The 15579-nt window shown below is 62.2% G+C and carries 11 protein-coding genes; 9 read left to right on the top strand and 2 right to left on the bottom strand.

The annotated features are described in order from the left end of the window. The first annotated feature begins 73 nt into the window (after positions 1–73). From rplA to rplL, 5 genes are all read left to right on the top strand, one after another. Entirely contained in the window at positions 74–781 is a 708-nt protein-coding gene (gene rplA, locus PV760_RS00840; protein WP_018776699.1) for a 50S ribosomal protein L1, read from the top strand. 140 nt (positions 782–921) lie between these two features. Next, a complete protein-coding gene (locus PV760_RS00835; RefSeq protein ID WP_354626925.1) occupies positions 922–2031 on the top strand; it encodes a GNAT family N-acetyltransferase in 1110 nt (369 codons plus the stop codon). Next, positions 2010–3179, top strand: a complete 1170-nt coding sequence (locus PV760_RS00830) for a GNAT family N-acetyltransferase (RefSeq protein WP_502921415.1) — start codon at positions 2010–2012, stop codon at positions 3177–3179. Before PV760_RS00835 ends, PV760_RS00830 begins: the two co-directional genes overlap by 22 nt. A gap of 321 nt (positions 3180–3500) precedes the next feature. After that, the gene (rplJ, locus tag PV760_RS00825) at positions 3501–4091 is read left to right on the top strand and encodes a 50S ribosomal protein L10 (RefSeq protein WP_018776696.1); all 591 of its coding nucleotides are present in this window, start codon (positions 3501–3503) and stop codon (positions 4089–4091) included. A gap of 76 nt (positions 4092–4167) precedes the next feature. Continuing rightward, positions 4168–4545, top strand: coding sequence for a 50S ribosomal protein L7/L12 (gene rplL / locus PV760_RS00820; protein WP_018776695.1), 378 nt, complete (start codon positions 4168–4170; stop codon positions 4543–4545). Between the two features lie 124 nt (positions 4546–4669). Here the strand turns inward: rplL and PV760_RS00815 are convergent, their stop codons facing one another. Next, the gene (locus PV760_RS00815) at positions 4670–5152 is read right to left on the bottom strand and encodes an aminoacyl-tRNA deacylase (RefSeq protein ID WP_018776694.1); all 483 of its coding nucleotides are present in this window, start codon (positions 5150–5152) and stop codon (positions 4670–4672) included. Then, positions 5152–6351 (bottom strand): acetyl-CoA C-acetyltransferase, encoded by a 1200-nt coding sequence (locus tag PV760_RS00810; RefSeq protein ID WP_354626923.1) that lies wholly within the window; start codon positions 6349–6351, stop codon positions 5152–5154. Before PV760_RS00810 ends, PV760_RS00815 begins: the two co-directional genes overlap by 1 nt. A gap of 403 nt (positions 6352–6754) precedes the next feature. Here PV760_RS00810 and rpoB point away from each other — a divergent pair, with 403 nt between their 5' ends. From rpoB to rpsG, 4 genes are all read left to right on the top strand, one after another. Continuing rightward, positions 6755–10261 carry a DNA-directed RNA polymerase subunit beta gene (rpoB, locus tag PV760_RS00805; RefSeq protein WP_026267008.1) on the top strand — a complete coding sequence of 1169 codons (3507 nt, stop codon included), beginning with the start codon at positions 6755–6757 and terminating at the stop codon, positions 10259–10261. Between the two features lie 104 nt (positions 10262–10365). Next, the gene (locus PV760_RS00800; protein WP_018776691.1) at positions 10366–14265 is read left to right on the top strand and encodes a DNA-directed RNA polymerase subunit beta'; all 3900 of its coding nucleotides are present in this window, start codon (positions 10366–10368) and stop codon (positions 14263–14265) included. A 413-nt stretch (positions 14266–14678) separates the two neighbouring features. Continuing rightward, positions 14679–15053, top strand: coding sequence for a 30S ribosomal protein S12 (rpsL, locus tag PV760_RS00795; protein ID WP_009358312.1), 375 nt, complete (start codon positions 14679–14681; stop codon positions 15051–15053). Between the two features lies 1 nt (position 15054). Next, a complete protein-coding gene (gene rpsG / locus PV760_RS00790; RefSeq protein ID WP_003803829.1) occupies positions 15055–15525 on the top strand; it encodes a 30S ribosomal protein S7 in 471 nt (156 codons plus the stop codon). Positions 15526–15579 lie beyond the last annotated feature (54 nt).

Genomic DNA, 15579 nt, shown 5'->3' with positions numbered 1-15579 from the left:
CTTGCCGGATCCCCGACTGTGGCAGGGCCCAGCGCGGTCCGCAGACCACAACTGCACAAGGAGAAACAGCAGCATGGCAAAGCGCAGCAAAGCATATGAGGCAGCCGTAGCCAAGATCGAGGCAGACAAGGTCTACGCCCCGTTCGAGGCCATCACCCTCGCGAAGGACACCAACCCTTCCAAGTTCGACGCAACCGTTGAGGTCGCTTTCCGCCTGGGCGTCGACCCGCGTAAGGCCGACCAGATGGTTCGTGGCACCGTCAACCTGCCCCACGGCACCGGTAAGACCGCCCGCGTCCTCGTTTTCGCAACCGGCGACAAGGCTGAAGCAGCAATCGCTGCCGGCGCCGACTTCGTTGGTTCCGATGACCTGATCGAAAAGATCGCCGGCGGCTGGACCGACTTCGACGCCGCGGTGGCAACCCCTGACCTCATGGGCAAGGTTGGCCGCCTCGGTAAGGTTCTCGGCCCGCGTAACCTCATGCCGAACCCGAAGACCGGCACGGTTACCCCGGACGTCACCAAGGCTGTCAACGACATCAAGGGCGGCAAGATCGACTTCCGCGTCGACAAGCACTCCAACCTTCACTTCATCATCGGCAAGGTGTCCTTCGACGCCACCAAGCTGGCTGAGAACTACGCAGCAGCACTGGAAGAGGTGCTTCGTTTGAAGCCGTCCGCTTCCAAGGGCCGCTACATCCAGAAGGCTACCGTTGCCACCACGTTCGGCCCGGGCATCACCGTTGACCCGAACGTCACCAAGGTTCTCACCGACGCGTAAGCTTCGCGAGCACTGGCTCTGAAAAGGACCGTCCGGCTTTTGCCGGGCGGTCCTTTTTCTGTCACTGCCTGCATTCGCTTCCAGCCTGTTTTCTTGTCTCCGTCTGTTCCGCGCGGGAGGCGGGCCGTAGGCTGTGGTGCGTGACGTCGTCGAACATTTCAGGGCCTTCCGGATTGACCGTGGAACGGATCCGTGTTCCCACGAGTCCGGACGCCGCAGATGCCCCTGACTTCCAGGCCTTTCACCAACTGAACGTCGCCCACGCCATGGAACTGTGGGGCAACCTGGACCGCTGCGCTACCCTGGCCGAGGCCGTCCTTTTCTGGCAGGGAAATGAATACGAAGAGCGCCAGGTCCATCTGGCCCGCCTCGATGGTGAGGTGGTGGGTTGCGGCACTTTGACGCTGCCCCTGAGTGAAAACACGACGACGGCGGGTGTGGACGTGCTTGTCGACGCGCCCTTCCGGCGCCGTGGCTTTGGATCCCAGATACTGGCCCTGTTGGAGGAACTGGCCAGTGGCCGCGGGCGGGTTTCGTTCGATGCCTACTGCGGAGAACCCATCGCGCCCGTCGAGGCCGGCGTGGAGTTGTTGGAGGCCAAGTCCGGCTCAGGCGGGGTGCCTTTGGACGCGGCATCCACACGTTTCGCCCTCCGCCACGGTTACTCGTTGGAGCAGGTCGAAACGAACAGCACGCTTGCCTTTCCCGTTTCCGGGGAATCGCTTGGGGTCCTGGAAGCGGAGGCCTTGAAACGCTCGGCGGGCTACAGCGTCCTGGGCTGGAAGTCGCGTTGCCCGGACCACCTTGTGGGCGCTTTCGCCCGCCTCAAGAGCCTCATGAGCACAGAGGTTCCCATCGCAGGCCTCGGGTGGGAAGGCGAGGTGTGGGACGCTGCCCGGGTCCGCCGGGAGGAAGCCACCTGGCAAGCCAGCGGTGTGGAGTCCGCCGTGTGCGCAGCCCGCCATGACGCGACGGGGGAGCTGGCCGCATACACGGTCCTGACGCACCGTGAAGAGGCGCCGGCGGTGATCTACCAAGAGGACACCCTGGTGGCTCCCGGGCACCGGGGACACGGTTTAGGGATGCTGGTGAAAACCGGCAACCTTCGCCGCGCACAGGAACTCTGGCCGGACGCCACGTCGGTCATGACATGGAACGCCGTTGAAAACCAGCATATGCTGGCCATAAATATCGCCCTTGGATTCAAGCCGTCCGGCTTTGAAGGCGAATGGCAGAAACGGCTGGGATGACTGTAGACGAGACGGGTACCGTTCAGGTCGGGCAGCTGTGGGTGCCTGACACCCTGGACAGCCCTGAGGCCGCCGATTTCCTGGACGCCGTGGAAGTCGGACGCCGGGTGCGCATGGAAACGTGGGGGAGCGACGACCTCGCCTACACTCCCTTGGAAAAGCTGCTGGAATTTTCCGATCCCTATGAACGCCAGATCATCCTGGTGGCCAAGGTCGAAGGCGCCATCGTCGGTGTCGTGGACATCGCCTTGCCCCTGGCTGACAACATGGACCTGGCCGAATTCACCCTGGACATCCTTCCCGAGTACCAAGGGCAAGGAGTCGGACGGCAATTGCTGGAGGCCGCCGAACAGCTGGCCCGCGCCGAAGGCCGGACCATGATCCTGGTGGACACCAACCACCCTGCAACGTCCCTGACGGAGGTACCCGAGGACCAGCTGATTCCGGGCAGCGGGGCCGGATTTGTCCCTGTCAGCAGCAGGGAGGTGGACTTCGCCAAGAGGGCCGGCTACACACTCCAGCACATCGAACAGTTCAGCTCCTGCATCCTTCCCCTGGACTCCCAGCTCGTAGCTGACCTCCAGCTGGAAGCGGAGGAAGCCAACGGGGGCCGCTATGCCCTCCACCACTGGACGGACCGCTGCCCGGACGCCTGGCTGGATGCTGTTGCCGCGTTGGAAAACGCAGCAGGCGAGGTTGTGCGTGACGATGCCGAGGACGATGCTCCCGAGGTTGAAGCGGGCGGAATGGTTTTCGACACCGCCGTCCTTCGGGAAACTGAAGACGCCGCATTGGCGCAGGGACGGCGCACGGTGGTTACCGCCGTCGAGCATCTTGAGAGCGGCAAGCTGGTGGGCCTGACCACCATCAGTGTCCTGGCCCACCGCCAGGACGTGGTCTTCCAGGACGACACCCTGGTCCTCCAGGAGCACCGCGGAAACAAACTGGGTTTGCTCATCAAAGTGGCCAACATGGAACGGCTCAGCGAGCAGTTTCCGGACGCAAGAGTGATCTACACCTGGAACGCGCCGGAAAACCGTTACCTCCTGACTGTCAACAAGCAGTTGGGGTTCACGACGGCCGGCATCACCGGACTGTGGCAGAAGGAACTTCCGGGCCGGGATAAGGGGCCGACAGTCTCCGAATAGGGGCAACCGCGAGCTGTACTGCCGCGCCCCGATTTGGTTTGCCGCACACTGTCCCGTAACCTTGAAGTACCAAAGACCGTCGGTTGATGGGAATCCACTCTTTCGAGCACAGCTCAATTCTGCAGCCACGCCCCTGAGAACAAAGTGAATTCCTTGACGAAGGACCCTGAACATAGGGCGGCCGGCGCAGGTGAACGAAGCTAGTCTCCACGGATCGAACCGTGTTGAGCCAAGCCCCGTGCATCTGCGCGGGGCGTTTTTAGTTTTAGCTCTCGTGAGCGGGGACCCGGAAGACCGGCTTTATTCCCCGGAAGGAGGGTTATGACAACGCCTAGCAAGGTTTCCGCAGTTGCGGAGATCACCAACGATTTCAAGGAATCGAACGCGGCTGTCCTGACCGAATACCGCGGGCTCACTGTTGCACAGCTCAAGGAACTGCGTGTTGCGCTCGGCCAGGACACCAAGTTCTCGGTCGTCAAGAACACCCTGAGCGCCATTGCAGCCAAGGAAGCTGGAGTTGAAGCATTCAACGATCAGCTTGCCGGCCCCACTGCAATCGCCTTCATCAAGGGTGACGCTGTTGCTGCTGCCAAGAGCCTGACGGACTTTGCCAAGGCCAACAAGCAGCTGGTTATCAAGACCGGCGTCTTCGAAGGCAAGGCATTGGACGCAGCAGGAGTTGCCGCACTGGCAGCCCTGGAGTCCCGCGAACTGCAGCTTGCACGCGTTGCCGGTGTCCTCAAGGCTCCCGCATCTGCTGCTGCACGCATCATCGACGCTCTGCGCCTCAAGCTTGAAGAAGAGGGCGGCGCACCTGCACCGGCCGCTGATGAAGCCCCGGCCGAAGAGGCTGCTGCTGAAGAGGTTGCGGCTCCGGCCGAAGCCGCTGAAGCTGCAACCGAAGAGAACTAAGTTCTCCCCCCAAACAAACTCTGGTGTATGGATCGGCATCGTCCGGACCTGCACCAACTAATGGAAGGACGCCACCATGGCGAAGCTCAGCAACGAAGAGCTCATTGAAGCTTTCAAGGAACTGACCATCATCGAGCTCTCCGAGTTCGTCAAGCTCTTCGAAGAGACCTTCGAAGTTACGGCTGCTGCTGTTGCAGTTGCTGGCCCCGCTGCCGGCGGTGCTGCTGAAGCTGCTGAAGAGAAGACTGACTTCGACGTCATCCTCGAAGCTGCTGGCGACAAGAAGATCGCAGTGATCAAGGAAGTTCGCGCCATCACCTCCCTCGGCCTCAAGGAAGCCAAGGACCTGGTTGACAGCGCACCGAAGGCTGTTCTCGAAGGCGCCAACAAGGAAGCCGCAGAGAAGGCAAAGGCTCAGCTCGAAGAAGCTGGCGCAACGGTTACCCTCAAGTAACTCGTTTTGCTTTGGAAGCCCCGTCCGGTTCGCCGGGCGGGGCTTCCTGCGTTAAACAGCAACGCGGGGTCACTTATGGCCCATCCCAAGGGGATTTACCGGCCAAAAGTGACCCCGCGTTGCTTTAAGAAGGTTCGCTGATGTCCGCTACGACGGCGCCCAGGGCTGAGGTCAGCGCGTCGGCGTCAACAAAAGCGCTGCGGCCGTGTGCCCCGGCTCCCATGGAGATGCGCCGCCCCGTAATCGTGGCGTCGGCGTACACGGGCCATGCCGTGGTGCTGCCCAGGGGAGTGATGGTTCCGCGTTCATAGCCGGTGGCGTCCAACGCCACCTCCGCGGGTGGGAGTGACAACTTGTTGACGCCCACCAGCGCGCGCAGCTTGGGCCAGGAGATCTGGCGGTCCCCGGGAATCAAAGCGAAGAGGAAGCTGCCGTCCCGGTGCTTGACCACCAGGGACTTCACAATGTCCGCCGGCCGGATCCCCAGGATGGTGGCGGCCTCTTCCAGGCTTCGCGCTGCGGGACGTTCGACGACGTCGACGTCCAGTCCGCGGGCGGCGGCGTCGGCAAGGAACCGCTCCGCACCCTCAGTCTCAATGCCACCCATCAGTCGCGGTACAGCAGTAGTGCTTCGCCCTGGCCGCCTCCGCCGCACAGGGAAACCGCGGCTTTGCCGGTTCCCCGGCGCTTGAGTTCATGGGCAGCATGCAGGGCAAGCCGAGCGCCGGACGCTCCGATCGGATGGCCCAAAGCGATGGCTCCTCCGTGGATGTTGCACTTCTCCAGGGGATAGCGCAGGTCCTTGAGGGACTGCACCGCCACCGACCCGAATGCCTCGTTGATTTCAATGAAGTCGAGGTCTTCGGCCGCCCACCCGGCACGCTTCAACGCCTGGGCGATCGCATTCGACGGCTGGGAGTGCAGCGAGTTGTCAGGCCCGGCAACCTGCCCGGGCTTGCCGACGACGGCGAGGTATTCCAGCCCGTTGTCCCGGGCGAAGCGGCGACTGGTCAGCACGAGTGCGGAGGCGCCGTCGGACAGGGGAGAGGAGTTACCCGCCGTGATGGTGCCGTCCGTCGCAAAGGCGGCCCGCAGTGGGGCGAGGGTTTCCACCGTGGTGTTGGGGCGGACACCCTCGTCCGTGGTGAGGACCAGTGGATCGCCTTTTCGCTGTTTTACCTTCACGGGAGCAATTTCGACGTCGAAGATTCCGTCCGCGATCGCAGCCGCGGCACGCTGGTGCGAAGCCGCCGCGACCTCGTCCTGGGCCTTGCGGTCTATGCCCAGGGTGACGTTCTTGGTTTCCGTGGACAGACCCATGGATTGCCCGTCGAAAGCGTCGGTGAGGCCGTCGTGGGCGGCAACATCCAATGCCTGGATGGAGCCATACGTCCAGCCCTGGCGGGAACCGGGGAGGAGGTGCGGGGCCCTTGTCATGGACTCCTGGCCGCCCGCGACCACCACGGTGGCATCGCCGCTGCGGATCATGCGCGCGGCATCAATGACTGCTGTCAGACCCGAGAGGCACACCTTGTTGATGGTCACGGCCGGGATGTTCCAGCCCACGCCGGCCGCGATTGCGCTTTGGCGGGCCGGATTCTGTCCGGCACCGGCCTGGAGGACCTGGCCCATGATGACGGCGTCAACCTGTTCGGGCTTTACGCCGCTCGCCGCCAGTGCGGCGCCGATGGCGTGCGCGCCGAGTTCGACGGCGGTGAAGCCCGCCAATTGTCCGTTGAGTCGACCCTGCGGGGTGCGGGAAGCGGCGAGGATGACAACGTCATTGTCGTCAGCGGAGTTGCTCATGGTCTCTCTTCCGGTCCGGGAATGGTGTAGCAAGGCTATCGCGGTGTTTGTGACTAACCGTTAAACGATCCTGCCCGCCCGCGCATTCCGGGTGGCCGGAACTTCCTTCATTGGGTGCCTGCGGCAACGGTGCTTGCAATCACGGACGATCTGGGGTAGACAGGAAGGCTCCTTTGCCGTATTGTAGATATTTGCGTCTTCCCTGTTAACCTTCAGCCTTCATATAGCGGTGGGCTTTACCTCTCAGCTGCGTCATTGACGTGCCGTTCCGAAACGTGCACAACCATGCGCAGACTGGGTCCGGGTCATATAGCGGAACCGGATTAAGTATCCTGCGGAGCACTCTGCAGAATGCAAACGGGGGAGATCTGAAAACGCCTGAAGGTCTGTGGAAGGATCCCTCTTGGTCGCCTCGAGCACCTCTAATAACGAAACCGCTAACACGGCAAGCACCGATGGTGCCACCCGTCGCCTCTCATTCGCAAAGATTCACGAACCCCTTGATGTTCCGAATCTTCTCGCCCTGCAGACGGACAGCTTTGACTGGCTCGTCGGAAACGAACGCTGGCAGGCGCGGGTAGCGAAGGCTGTCGAGGAGGGCGACCTCAGCGTCGCCACCACCTCCGGACTTGCCGACATCTTCGAAGAGATCTCCCCTATCGAGGACTTCCAGGGCACCATGTCCCTGAGCTTCTCCGAGCCGGAGTTCGCTGACCCGAAGTACACCATGGCCGAATGCAAAGACCGTGACGCCACCTACTCGGCCCCGCTGTATGTCAAGGCCGAGTTCATGAACAACAACACGGGCGAAATCAAGCAGCAGACCGTGTTCATGGGCGACTTCCCCCTCATGACTGAGAAGGGAACGTTCGTCGTCAACGGCACCGAGCGTGTCGTTGTCTCCCAGTTGGTCCGTTCGCCGGGCGCCTACTTCGAGCGCACTGCAGACAAGACCAGTGACAAGGACATCTTCACTGCGAAGATCATCCCGTCCCGCGGTGCCTGGTTCGAACTCGAAATCGACAAGCGCGACCAGGTGGGCGTACGCCTTGACCGCAAGCGCAAGCAGTCGGTCACGGTTCTCCTGAAGGCCCTCGGCTGGACCGAAGGCCAGATCCTGGAAGAGTTCGGCCAGTACGACTCCATGCGCGCAACGCTGGAGAAGGACGCCACCGAGACCCGCGAAGACGCGCTTCTGGACATCTACCGCAAGCTGCGTCCGGGCGAGCCGCCCACAGTCGAGGCTGCCCAGTCCCTGCTGGACAACCTGTACTTCAACGCCAAGCGCTACGATCTTGCCAAGGTTGGCCGTTACAAGATCAACCGCAAGCTCGGCATCGACCGCTCCCTTGGTGACAAGGAAGCTTCGGTCCTGCACGTTGAAGACATCGTTGCCATGATCAAGTTCCTCGTTGCGCTCCACGCCGGCGAGAAGACCATCATGGGCAAGCGCGACGGCGAAGACCACGAGCTCCGCGTCGACATCGATGACATCGACCACTTCGGCAACCGTCGCATCCGCGCCGTCGGCGAACTGATCGAGAACCAGGTCCGCACCGGTCTTTCCCGTATGGAACGCGTCGTCCGCGAACGCATGACCACGCAGGACGTCGAGGCCATCACGCCGCAGACGCTGATCAACATCCGTCCCGTTGTGGCAGCCATCAAGGAGTTCTTCGGAACCTCCCAGCTGTCGCAGTTCATGGACCAGAACAACCCGCTCTCGGGTCTGACCCACAAGCGTCGTCTGTCGGCACTTGGCCCGGGTGGTCTGTCCCGTGACCGCGCAGGCATGGAAGTCCGTGACGTTCACCCGTCCCACTATGGACGTATGTGCCCCATCGAAACTCCTGAAGGCCCGAACATTGGTCTGATCGGTTCGTTGGCTTCCTACGGCCGCATCAACCCGTTCGGCTTCATCGAGACCCCTTACCGCTTGGTTTCCAACGGTGTTGTCTCGGACGAGGTCCAGTACCTCACGGCCGATGACGAAGCCGAGGTCCTGATCGCACAGGCCAACGCTCCGCTGGATGCCGACAAGAAGTTCTCCGAAGAGACCGTTCTTGTCCGTGCCCGTGGTGGTGGAGGCGAGCCCGTCCTGGTTCCCGCTGCAGACGTTCAGTTCATGGACGTTTCCCCGCGCCAGATGGTGTCCGTGGCAACGGCATTGATCCCGTTCCTCGAGCATGACGATGCCAACCGTGCACTCATGGGTGCCAACATGCAGCGCCAGGCTGTGCCGCTGGTCCGCTCCGAGGCTCCTTTCGTGGGCACCGGCATGGAACGTGCAGCAGCCGTCGACGCAGGTGACGTTGTCATCGCTAAGAAGGCCGGTGTGGTCACCGAGGTTTCCGCTGAACTCGTTGTCATGATCAACGACGACGGCACCGAGACCAACTACCGCATCAACAAGTTCGCCCGTTCCAACCAGGGCAACTGCTACAACCACCGTGTCCTGGTCAACGAAGGCCAGCGCCTGGAGGTTGGCGGCATCATCGCTGACGGTCCCGCAACGGACCAGGGTGAGCTTGCCCTCGGTAAGAACCTGCTCGTGGCATTCATGTCATGGGAAGGCCACAACTTCGAGGACGCCATCATCCTGTCCCAGCGCATTGTTGCTGAGGACGTCCTTTCCTCCATCCACATCGAGGAGCACGAAATCGATGCCCGCGACACCAAGCTTGGTGCCGAGGAAATCACCCGTGACATCCCGAACGTGTCCGAGGAAGTCCTGGCAGGCCTGGACGAGCGCGGCATCATCCACATCGGTGCCGAGGTTGAAGCAGGCGACATCCTGGTAGGCAAGGTCACCCCCAAGGGTGAAACCGAGCTGACCCCGGAAGAGCGGCTCCTCCGCGCCATCTTCGGTGAGAAGTCCCGCGAAGTCCGCGATACCTCGCTGAAGGTTCCCCACGGCGAGTCCGGTACGGTCATCGGCGTTCGCGTCTTCGACCGCGACAACGACGACGAGCTGCCCCCGGGCGTGAACCAGCTGGTCCGCGTCTACGTTGCAGCCAAGCGCAAGATCACCGACGGCGACAAGCTCGCCGGCCGTCACGGCAACAAGGGTGTTATCTCCAAGATCCTCCCGATCGAGGACATGCCCTTCCTTGCAGACGGTACCCCGGTGGACATCGTCCTGAACCCGCTTGGTGTTCCGGGTCGAATGAACGTTGGCCAGGTCCTGGAAACCCACCTCGGTTGGGTTGCCAAGACCGGTTGGAAGATCGAAGGCGAGCCGGAGTGGGTCAAGAACCTCCCGAACCTGCCCCGTGAAACCGGCCAGACCACCGTTGCCACCCCGGTGTTCGACGGCGCCCGCGAAGAAGAAATCACGGGCCTGCTTGACTCCACCAACGTGACCCGCGATGGCGACCGCCTGATCGACTCCTCCGGCAAGACCCGTCTGTTCGACGGCCGCTCCGGCGAGCCGTTCCCGGACCCGATCTCCGTCGGTTACATGTACATCCTGAAGCTCCACCACCTGGTGGACGACAAGATCCACGCGCGCTCTACCGGCCCGTACTCCATGATCACGCAGCAGCCGCTGGGTGGTAAGGCTCAGTTCGGTGGCCAGCGCTTCGGTGAAATGGAAGTGTGGGCGCTCGAAGCTTACGGTGCCGCCTACACGCTTCAGGAACTCCTCACGATCAAGTCGGATGACATCCATGGTCGTGTGAAGGTCTACGAAGCCATCGTCAAGGGCGAGAACATCCCTGAGCCTGGCGTTCCCGAGTCCTTCAAGGTCTTGATCAAGGAAATGCAGTCGTTGTGCCTGAACGTGGAAGTTCTTTCCACCGACGGAACCACGATCGAAATGCGTGACTCTGATGACGCAGTCTTCACGGCTGCGGAAGAACTGGGCATCGATCTGTCTCGCGCAGAGCCCAGTTCCGTAGAAGAGGTCTAGCAGCCGTTCCGGCGGGCACCACTTTGTGGCTGCCCGCCGGGACAGCTCCCTCTTCCCGTAACCAAGACTTCAGAATTTAGAGAACAAGAGAGAACAGGGACCATATGTCCAGCGAATCCTCCTTCGGCCTCATGCAGATCGGCCTCGCCACCGCGGAAGACATCCGTGGCTGGTCTTACGGTGAGGTCAAGAAGCCGGAAACCATCAACTACCGCACGCTCAAGCCTGAGAAGGACGGCCTCTTCTGCGAGAAGATCTTCGGCCCGTCCCGCGACTGGGAATGCTACTGCGGCAAGTACAAGCGCGTGCGCTTCAAGGGCATCATTTGCGAGCGTTGTGGCGTTGAAGTCACCCGCGCCAAGGTGCGTCGTGAGCGCATGGGCCACATCGAACTGGCCGCGCCTGTAACCCACATCTGGTACTTCAAGGGCGTTCCCTCGCGCTTGGGCTACCTCTTGGACCTGGCACCGAAGGACCTTGAGAAGGTCATCTACTTCGCTGCCTACATGATCACCAGCGTTGACACCGAAAGCCGTCACGCCGAACTGCCGAACCTCCAGGTTGAGCACGACCTCGAGAAGAAGCAGATGATCGACAACCGCGACAGCGACATCGCCACGATCGCCCGCGACCTTGAAGACGAGCTTGCCCGTCTCGAAGGCGAAGGCGCCAAGGCTGCCGACAAGAAGAAGGCCCGCGACTCTGCCGACCGCCAGATGGCGAACGTCCGTAAGCGTGCCGACGCCGACATCGAGCGCCTTGAGCAGGTCTGGGACCGCTTCAAGAACCTCAAGGTCGCCGACCTTGAAGGCGACGAGGGCCTGTACCGCGAACTGCGCGACCGTTACGGTCTGTACTTCGAGGGCTCCATGGGCGCCGAGGCAATCAAGAAGCGCCTCGAAACCTTTGACATGCAGGCTGAGGCCGAGTCCCTGCGCGACACCATCCAGAACGGCAAGGGCCAGCGCAAGACGCGTGCCCTGAAGCGCCTGAAGGTTGTCAACGCATTCCTGACCACCAACAACAGCCCCCTGGGCATGGTTCTGGACGCCGTCCCGGTGATCCCGCCGGAACTGCGCCCGATGGTCCAGCTGGATGGTGGCCGCTTCGCGACCTCCGACCTCAACGACCTCTACCGTCGTGTGATCAACCGCAACAACCGCCTCAAGCGACTGCTTGACCTGGGTGCTCCGGAGATCATCGTCAACAACGAGAAGCGCATGCTTCAGGAAGCTGTTGACAGCCTCTTCGACAACGGCCGTCGTGGCCGCCCCGTCACGGGTCCGGGCAACCGTCCCCTGAAGTCCCTGAGCGACATGCTCAAGGGCAAGCAGGGCCGCTTCCGCCAGAACCTGCTCGGCAAGCGCGTCGACTACTCCGGCCGTTCGGTCATCGTTGTCGGTCCGCAGCTGAAGCTGCACCAGTGTGGTCTGCCCAAGCAGATGGCCCTGGAGCTCTTCAAGCCGTTCGTGATGAAGCGCCTGGTTGACCTCAACCACGCCCAGAACATCAAGTCGGCGAAGCGCATGGTTGAGCGTTACCGTCCGCAGGTCTGGGACGTGCTGGAAGAGATCATCACCGAACACCCGGTGCTGCTCAACCGTGCACCTACCCTGCACCGCCTCGGCATCCAGGCCTTCGAACCGCAGCTTGTGGAAGGCAAGGCAATCCAGCTTCACCCGCTGGTTTGTGGCGCCTTCAACGCTGACTTCGACGGCGACCAGATGGCAGTCCACCTGCCGCTGAGCCCGGAAGCCCAGGCCGAAGCACGCATCCTGATGCTGTCCTCGAACAACATCCTGAAGCCGTCCGATGGCCGCCCGGTGACCCTGCCTTCGCAGGATATGATCATCGGTCTTTACCACCTGACCACCAAGCGTGTCGGTTCTGCCGGCGAAGGCCGTATCTTCTCCTCGGTTTCGGAAGCAATCATGGCGTACGACGCCCGTGAGCTGCACCTGAACTCCCAGGTCAAGATCCGCCTGGACGACTTCGTGCCGTACGCAGGTTGGGAAGCTCCGGAAGGTTGGGAGCCCGGTCAGCCGGCTCTCGTCGAAACCTCCCTCGGCCAGGTCATCTTCAACCAGACGCTGCCTGAGGATTACCCCTGGGTTGAGGCTGTTGCCGACAAGGGCGAACTGTCCCGGATCGTCAACGACCTTGCAGAGCGCTACCCGAAGGTTGTTACGGCGGCAACGCTGGATAACCTGAAGGATGCCGGTTTCTACTGGGCCACCCGTTCGGGTGTCACTGTGGCAATCTCCGACATCGAGGTGCCGACTTCCAAGCCCGCCATCCTGGCTGGTTACGAGAACATGGCTGCCAAGATCCAGGGCCAGTACGACAAGGGCCTGATCGACGACGACGAGCGTCGCCAGGAACTGATCGAGATCTGGAACAAGGCAACCAACGAGATCGCCCAGGCGATGCGCGACAGCCTGTCCCCGATGAACACCATCAACCGCATGGTGTCCTCCGGTGCACGTGGTAACTGGATGCAGGTCCGCCAGATCGCGGGTATCCGTGGTCTTGTGGCCAACCCGAAGGGTGAGATCATTCCTCGCCCGATCAAGTCCTCCTACCGCGAGGGCCTGTCGGTTCTGGAATACTTCATCGCCACGCACGGTGCCCGTAAGGGTCTGGCCGATACCGCTCTGCGTACCGCCAACTCGGGTTACCTGACCCGTCGTCTGGTGGACGTTTCGCAGGACGTCATCGTCCGTGAAGAGGACTGTGGCACTGAGCGCGGTCTGGTCACCCCGATCGCCGTGCCGGATTCCAACGGTGAGCTCGTCCTGGACGAGAACGTCGAGAACAGCGCCTACGCACGTACGCTGGCTGTCGACGTCGTCGATGCCCAGGGCAACGTCCTGGCTGCCGGCGGCACCGACTGCGGCGACGTCGTCATCGACCAGCTGCTGGCTGCAGGCATCACCGAGGTCAAGGTCCGCTCCGTACTCACCTGTGAGTCCAAGGTCGGCACCTGCGCGCTCTGCTACGGCCGTTCGTTGGCCACCGGCAAGACCGTTGACATCGGCGAGGCTGTTGGCATCATCGCCGCGCAGTCCATCGGTGAACCCGGTACCCAGCTGACCATGCGTACGTTCCACACCGGTGGTGCTGTTTCCGCCGGTGGTGGCGACGACATCACCCAGGGTCTGCCCCGTATCCAGGAGCTCTTCGAAGCCCGTACTCCGAAGGGTGTCGCACCGATTGCTGAAGCAGCCGGCCGCATCACCATCGAAGAGTCCGAGCGCCAGATGCGCCTGGTCATCACTCCGGACGATGGTTCCGAAGAGATCGCCTACCCGGTGCTGCGCCGTTCCCGCCTCCTCATCGAGGATGGCGAGCACGTCAGCGTCGGCCAGAAGCTGATCAACGGTCCGGTGGACCCGAAGCAGGTTCTGCGCATCATGGGCCCGCGTGCCGCACAGAAGTTCCTCGTGGACGAAGTGCAGGGCGTTTACCGCAGCCAGGGTATTGGTATCCACGACAAGCACGTCGAGGTTATCGTCCGCCAGATGCTGCGCCGCGTGACCGTCATCGAGTCCGGCGACTCCGACTTGCTCCCCGGTGAGCTTGCAGAGCGCGCCCGCTTCGAAGACGAGAACCGCCGCGTCGTGTCCGAGGGCAAGTCCCCGGCTTCGGGTCGTCCGGAACTCATGGGTATCACCAAGGCTTCCTTGGCTACCGAGTCCTGGCTGTCGGCAGCTTCCTTCCAGGAGACCACCCGCGTCCTGACGCAGGCGGCCATGGAAGGCAAGAGCGATCCTCTGCTCGGCCTGAAGGAAAACGTCATCATCGGTAAGCTCATCCCGGCTGGTACGGGTCTGCCCCGCTACACAGAGGTCACTGTGGAGCCGACGGAAGAAGCAAAGGCAAGCCTGTTCACGGGCCCCAGCGCTTTCACCGACTTCTCCTATGACGCCCTGGGTGGCGACGGCGCTCCCGAGTTCCACGCCATCCCGCTGGATGACTACGATCTCGGCAACGACTTCCGCTAGAGGCGGCAGTCGGCGTTATCACGGTCAGGCCCCGCACTTTCGAGTGCGGGGCCTGGCCCGTTAACGTCGCTTTTCCCCGGGTACCCGGGGGAGCGGGGCGACGACGGCGGCAGTCACCTGCCGCCGTCGTCCTCCATACACCCGATTAAGGCTCCAGATCAAGCCGTGCTAGACTTTCTGTAATTGTTCTGTGTGGCAGTGGATGAAGGCCGCCGCAGCATCATTTTGGTTTTGTTCTCATGGTGCTGGGTGGAGCCTGTTTCCGGGTTGCGGGCAACATGCGCAACGAATGCCGCACTTTTGCACGCCTACCGGAGTTTCGGCCGGCTGCACGAGCAACGCCAAAGTTCCCACGTTTACACCGGCTGGCGCCTGTGTGTGGGGGCAGAGATCAAACAACGGAGAACACGAAAGTGCCTACGATTAACCAGCTGGTCCGCAAGGGCCGCACGCCGAAGGTCTCCAAGACCAAGGCTCCCGCGCTGAAGGGCAGCCCGATGCGTCGCGGTGTTTGCACCCGCGTTTACACCACCACCCCCAAGAAGCCGAACTCGGCTCTCCGTAAGGTGGCACGTGTGCGCCTCAACGGTGGCGTGGAAGTTACCGCTTACATCCCCGGTGTTGGCCACAACCTCCAGGAGCACTCCATCGTGCTCGTCCGTGGTGGTCGTGTGAAGGACCTTCCGGGTGTCCGCTACAAGATCGTCCGCGGCGCACTCGACACCCAGGGTGTCAAGAACCGCAAGCAGGCCCGCAGCCGTTACGGCGCAAAGATGGAGAAGAAGTAATATGCCTCGCAAGGGTCCGGCCCCGAAGCGGCCGCTAGTTTCCGATCCCGTTTACGGCTCCCCGTTGGTCACTCAGCTGATCAACAAGGTTCTGGTTGACGGCAAGAAGTCCACCGCAGAGCGCATCGTTTACGGCGCACTCGAAGGTGCACGTGCCAAGTCCGGCGGCGACCCCGTTGCCGCTCTCAAGAAGGCCATGGACAACGTCAAGCCTTCCCTCGAGGTGCGTTCACGCCGCGTTGGTGGCGCCACCTACCAGGTTCCGGTTGAGGTCAAGCCGGGCCGCTCCACCGCCCTCGCTCTGCGTTGGCTCGTGGGCTACTCCAAGGCCCGCCGGGAGAAGACCATGACCGAGCGCCTCCAGAACGAAATCCTGGATGCCTCCAACGGTCTCGGTGCCGCTGTCAAGCGTCGCGAAGACACCCACAAGATGGCCGAGTCGAACAAGGCCTTCGCACACTACCGCTGGTAAAACTTCCCGAACGCCGCCGGCTCCACCGAGCCGGCGGCGGACGTGTAGTCCATC

Origin of the sequence: Paenarthrobacter sp. CC6, assembly GCF_040560085.1 — a bacterium.
In the GTDB taxonomy this organism is placed as follows: domain Bacteria; phylum Actinomycetota; class Actinomycetes; order Actinomycetales; family Micrococcaceae; genus Arthrobacter; species Arthrobacter nicotinovorans.
This window is presented reverse-complemented; position numbering and strand designations above follow the sequence as displayed.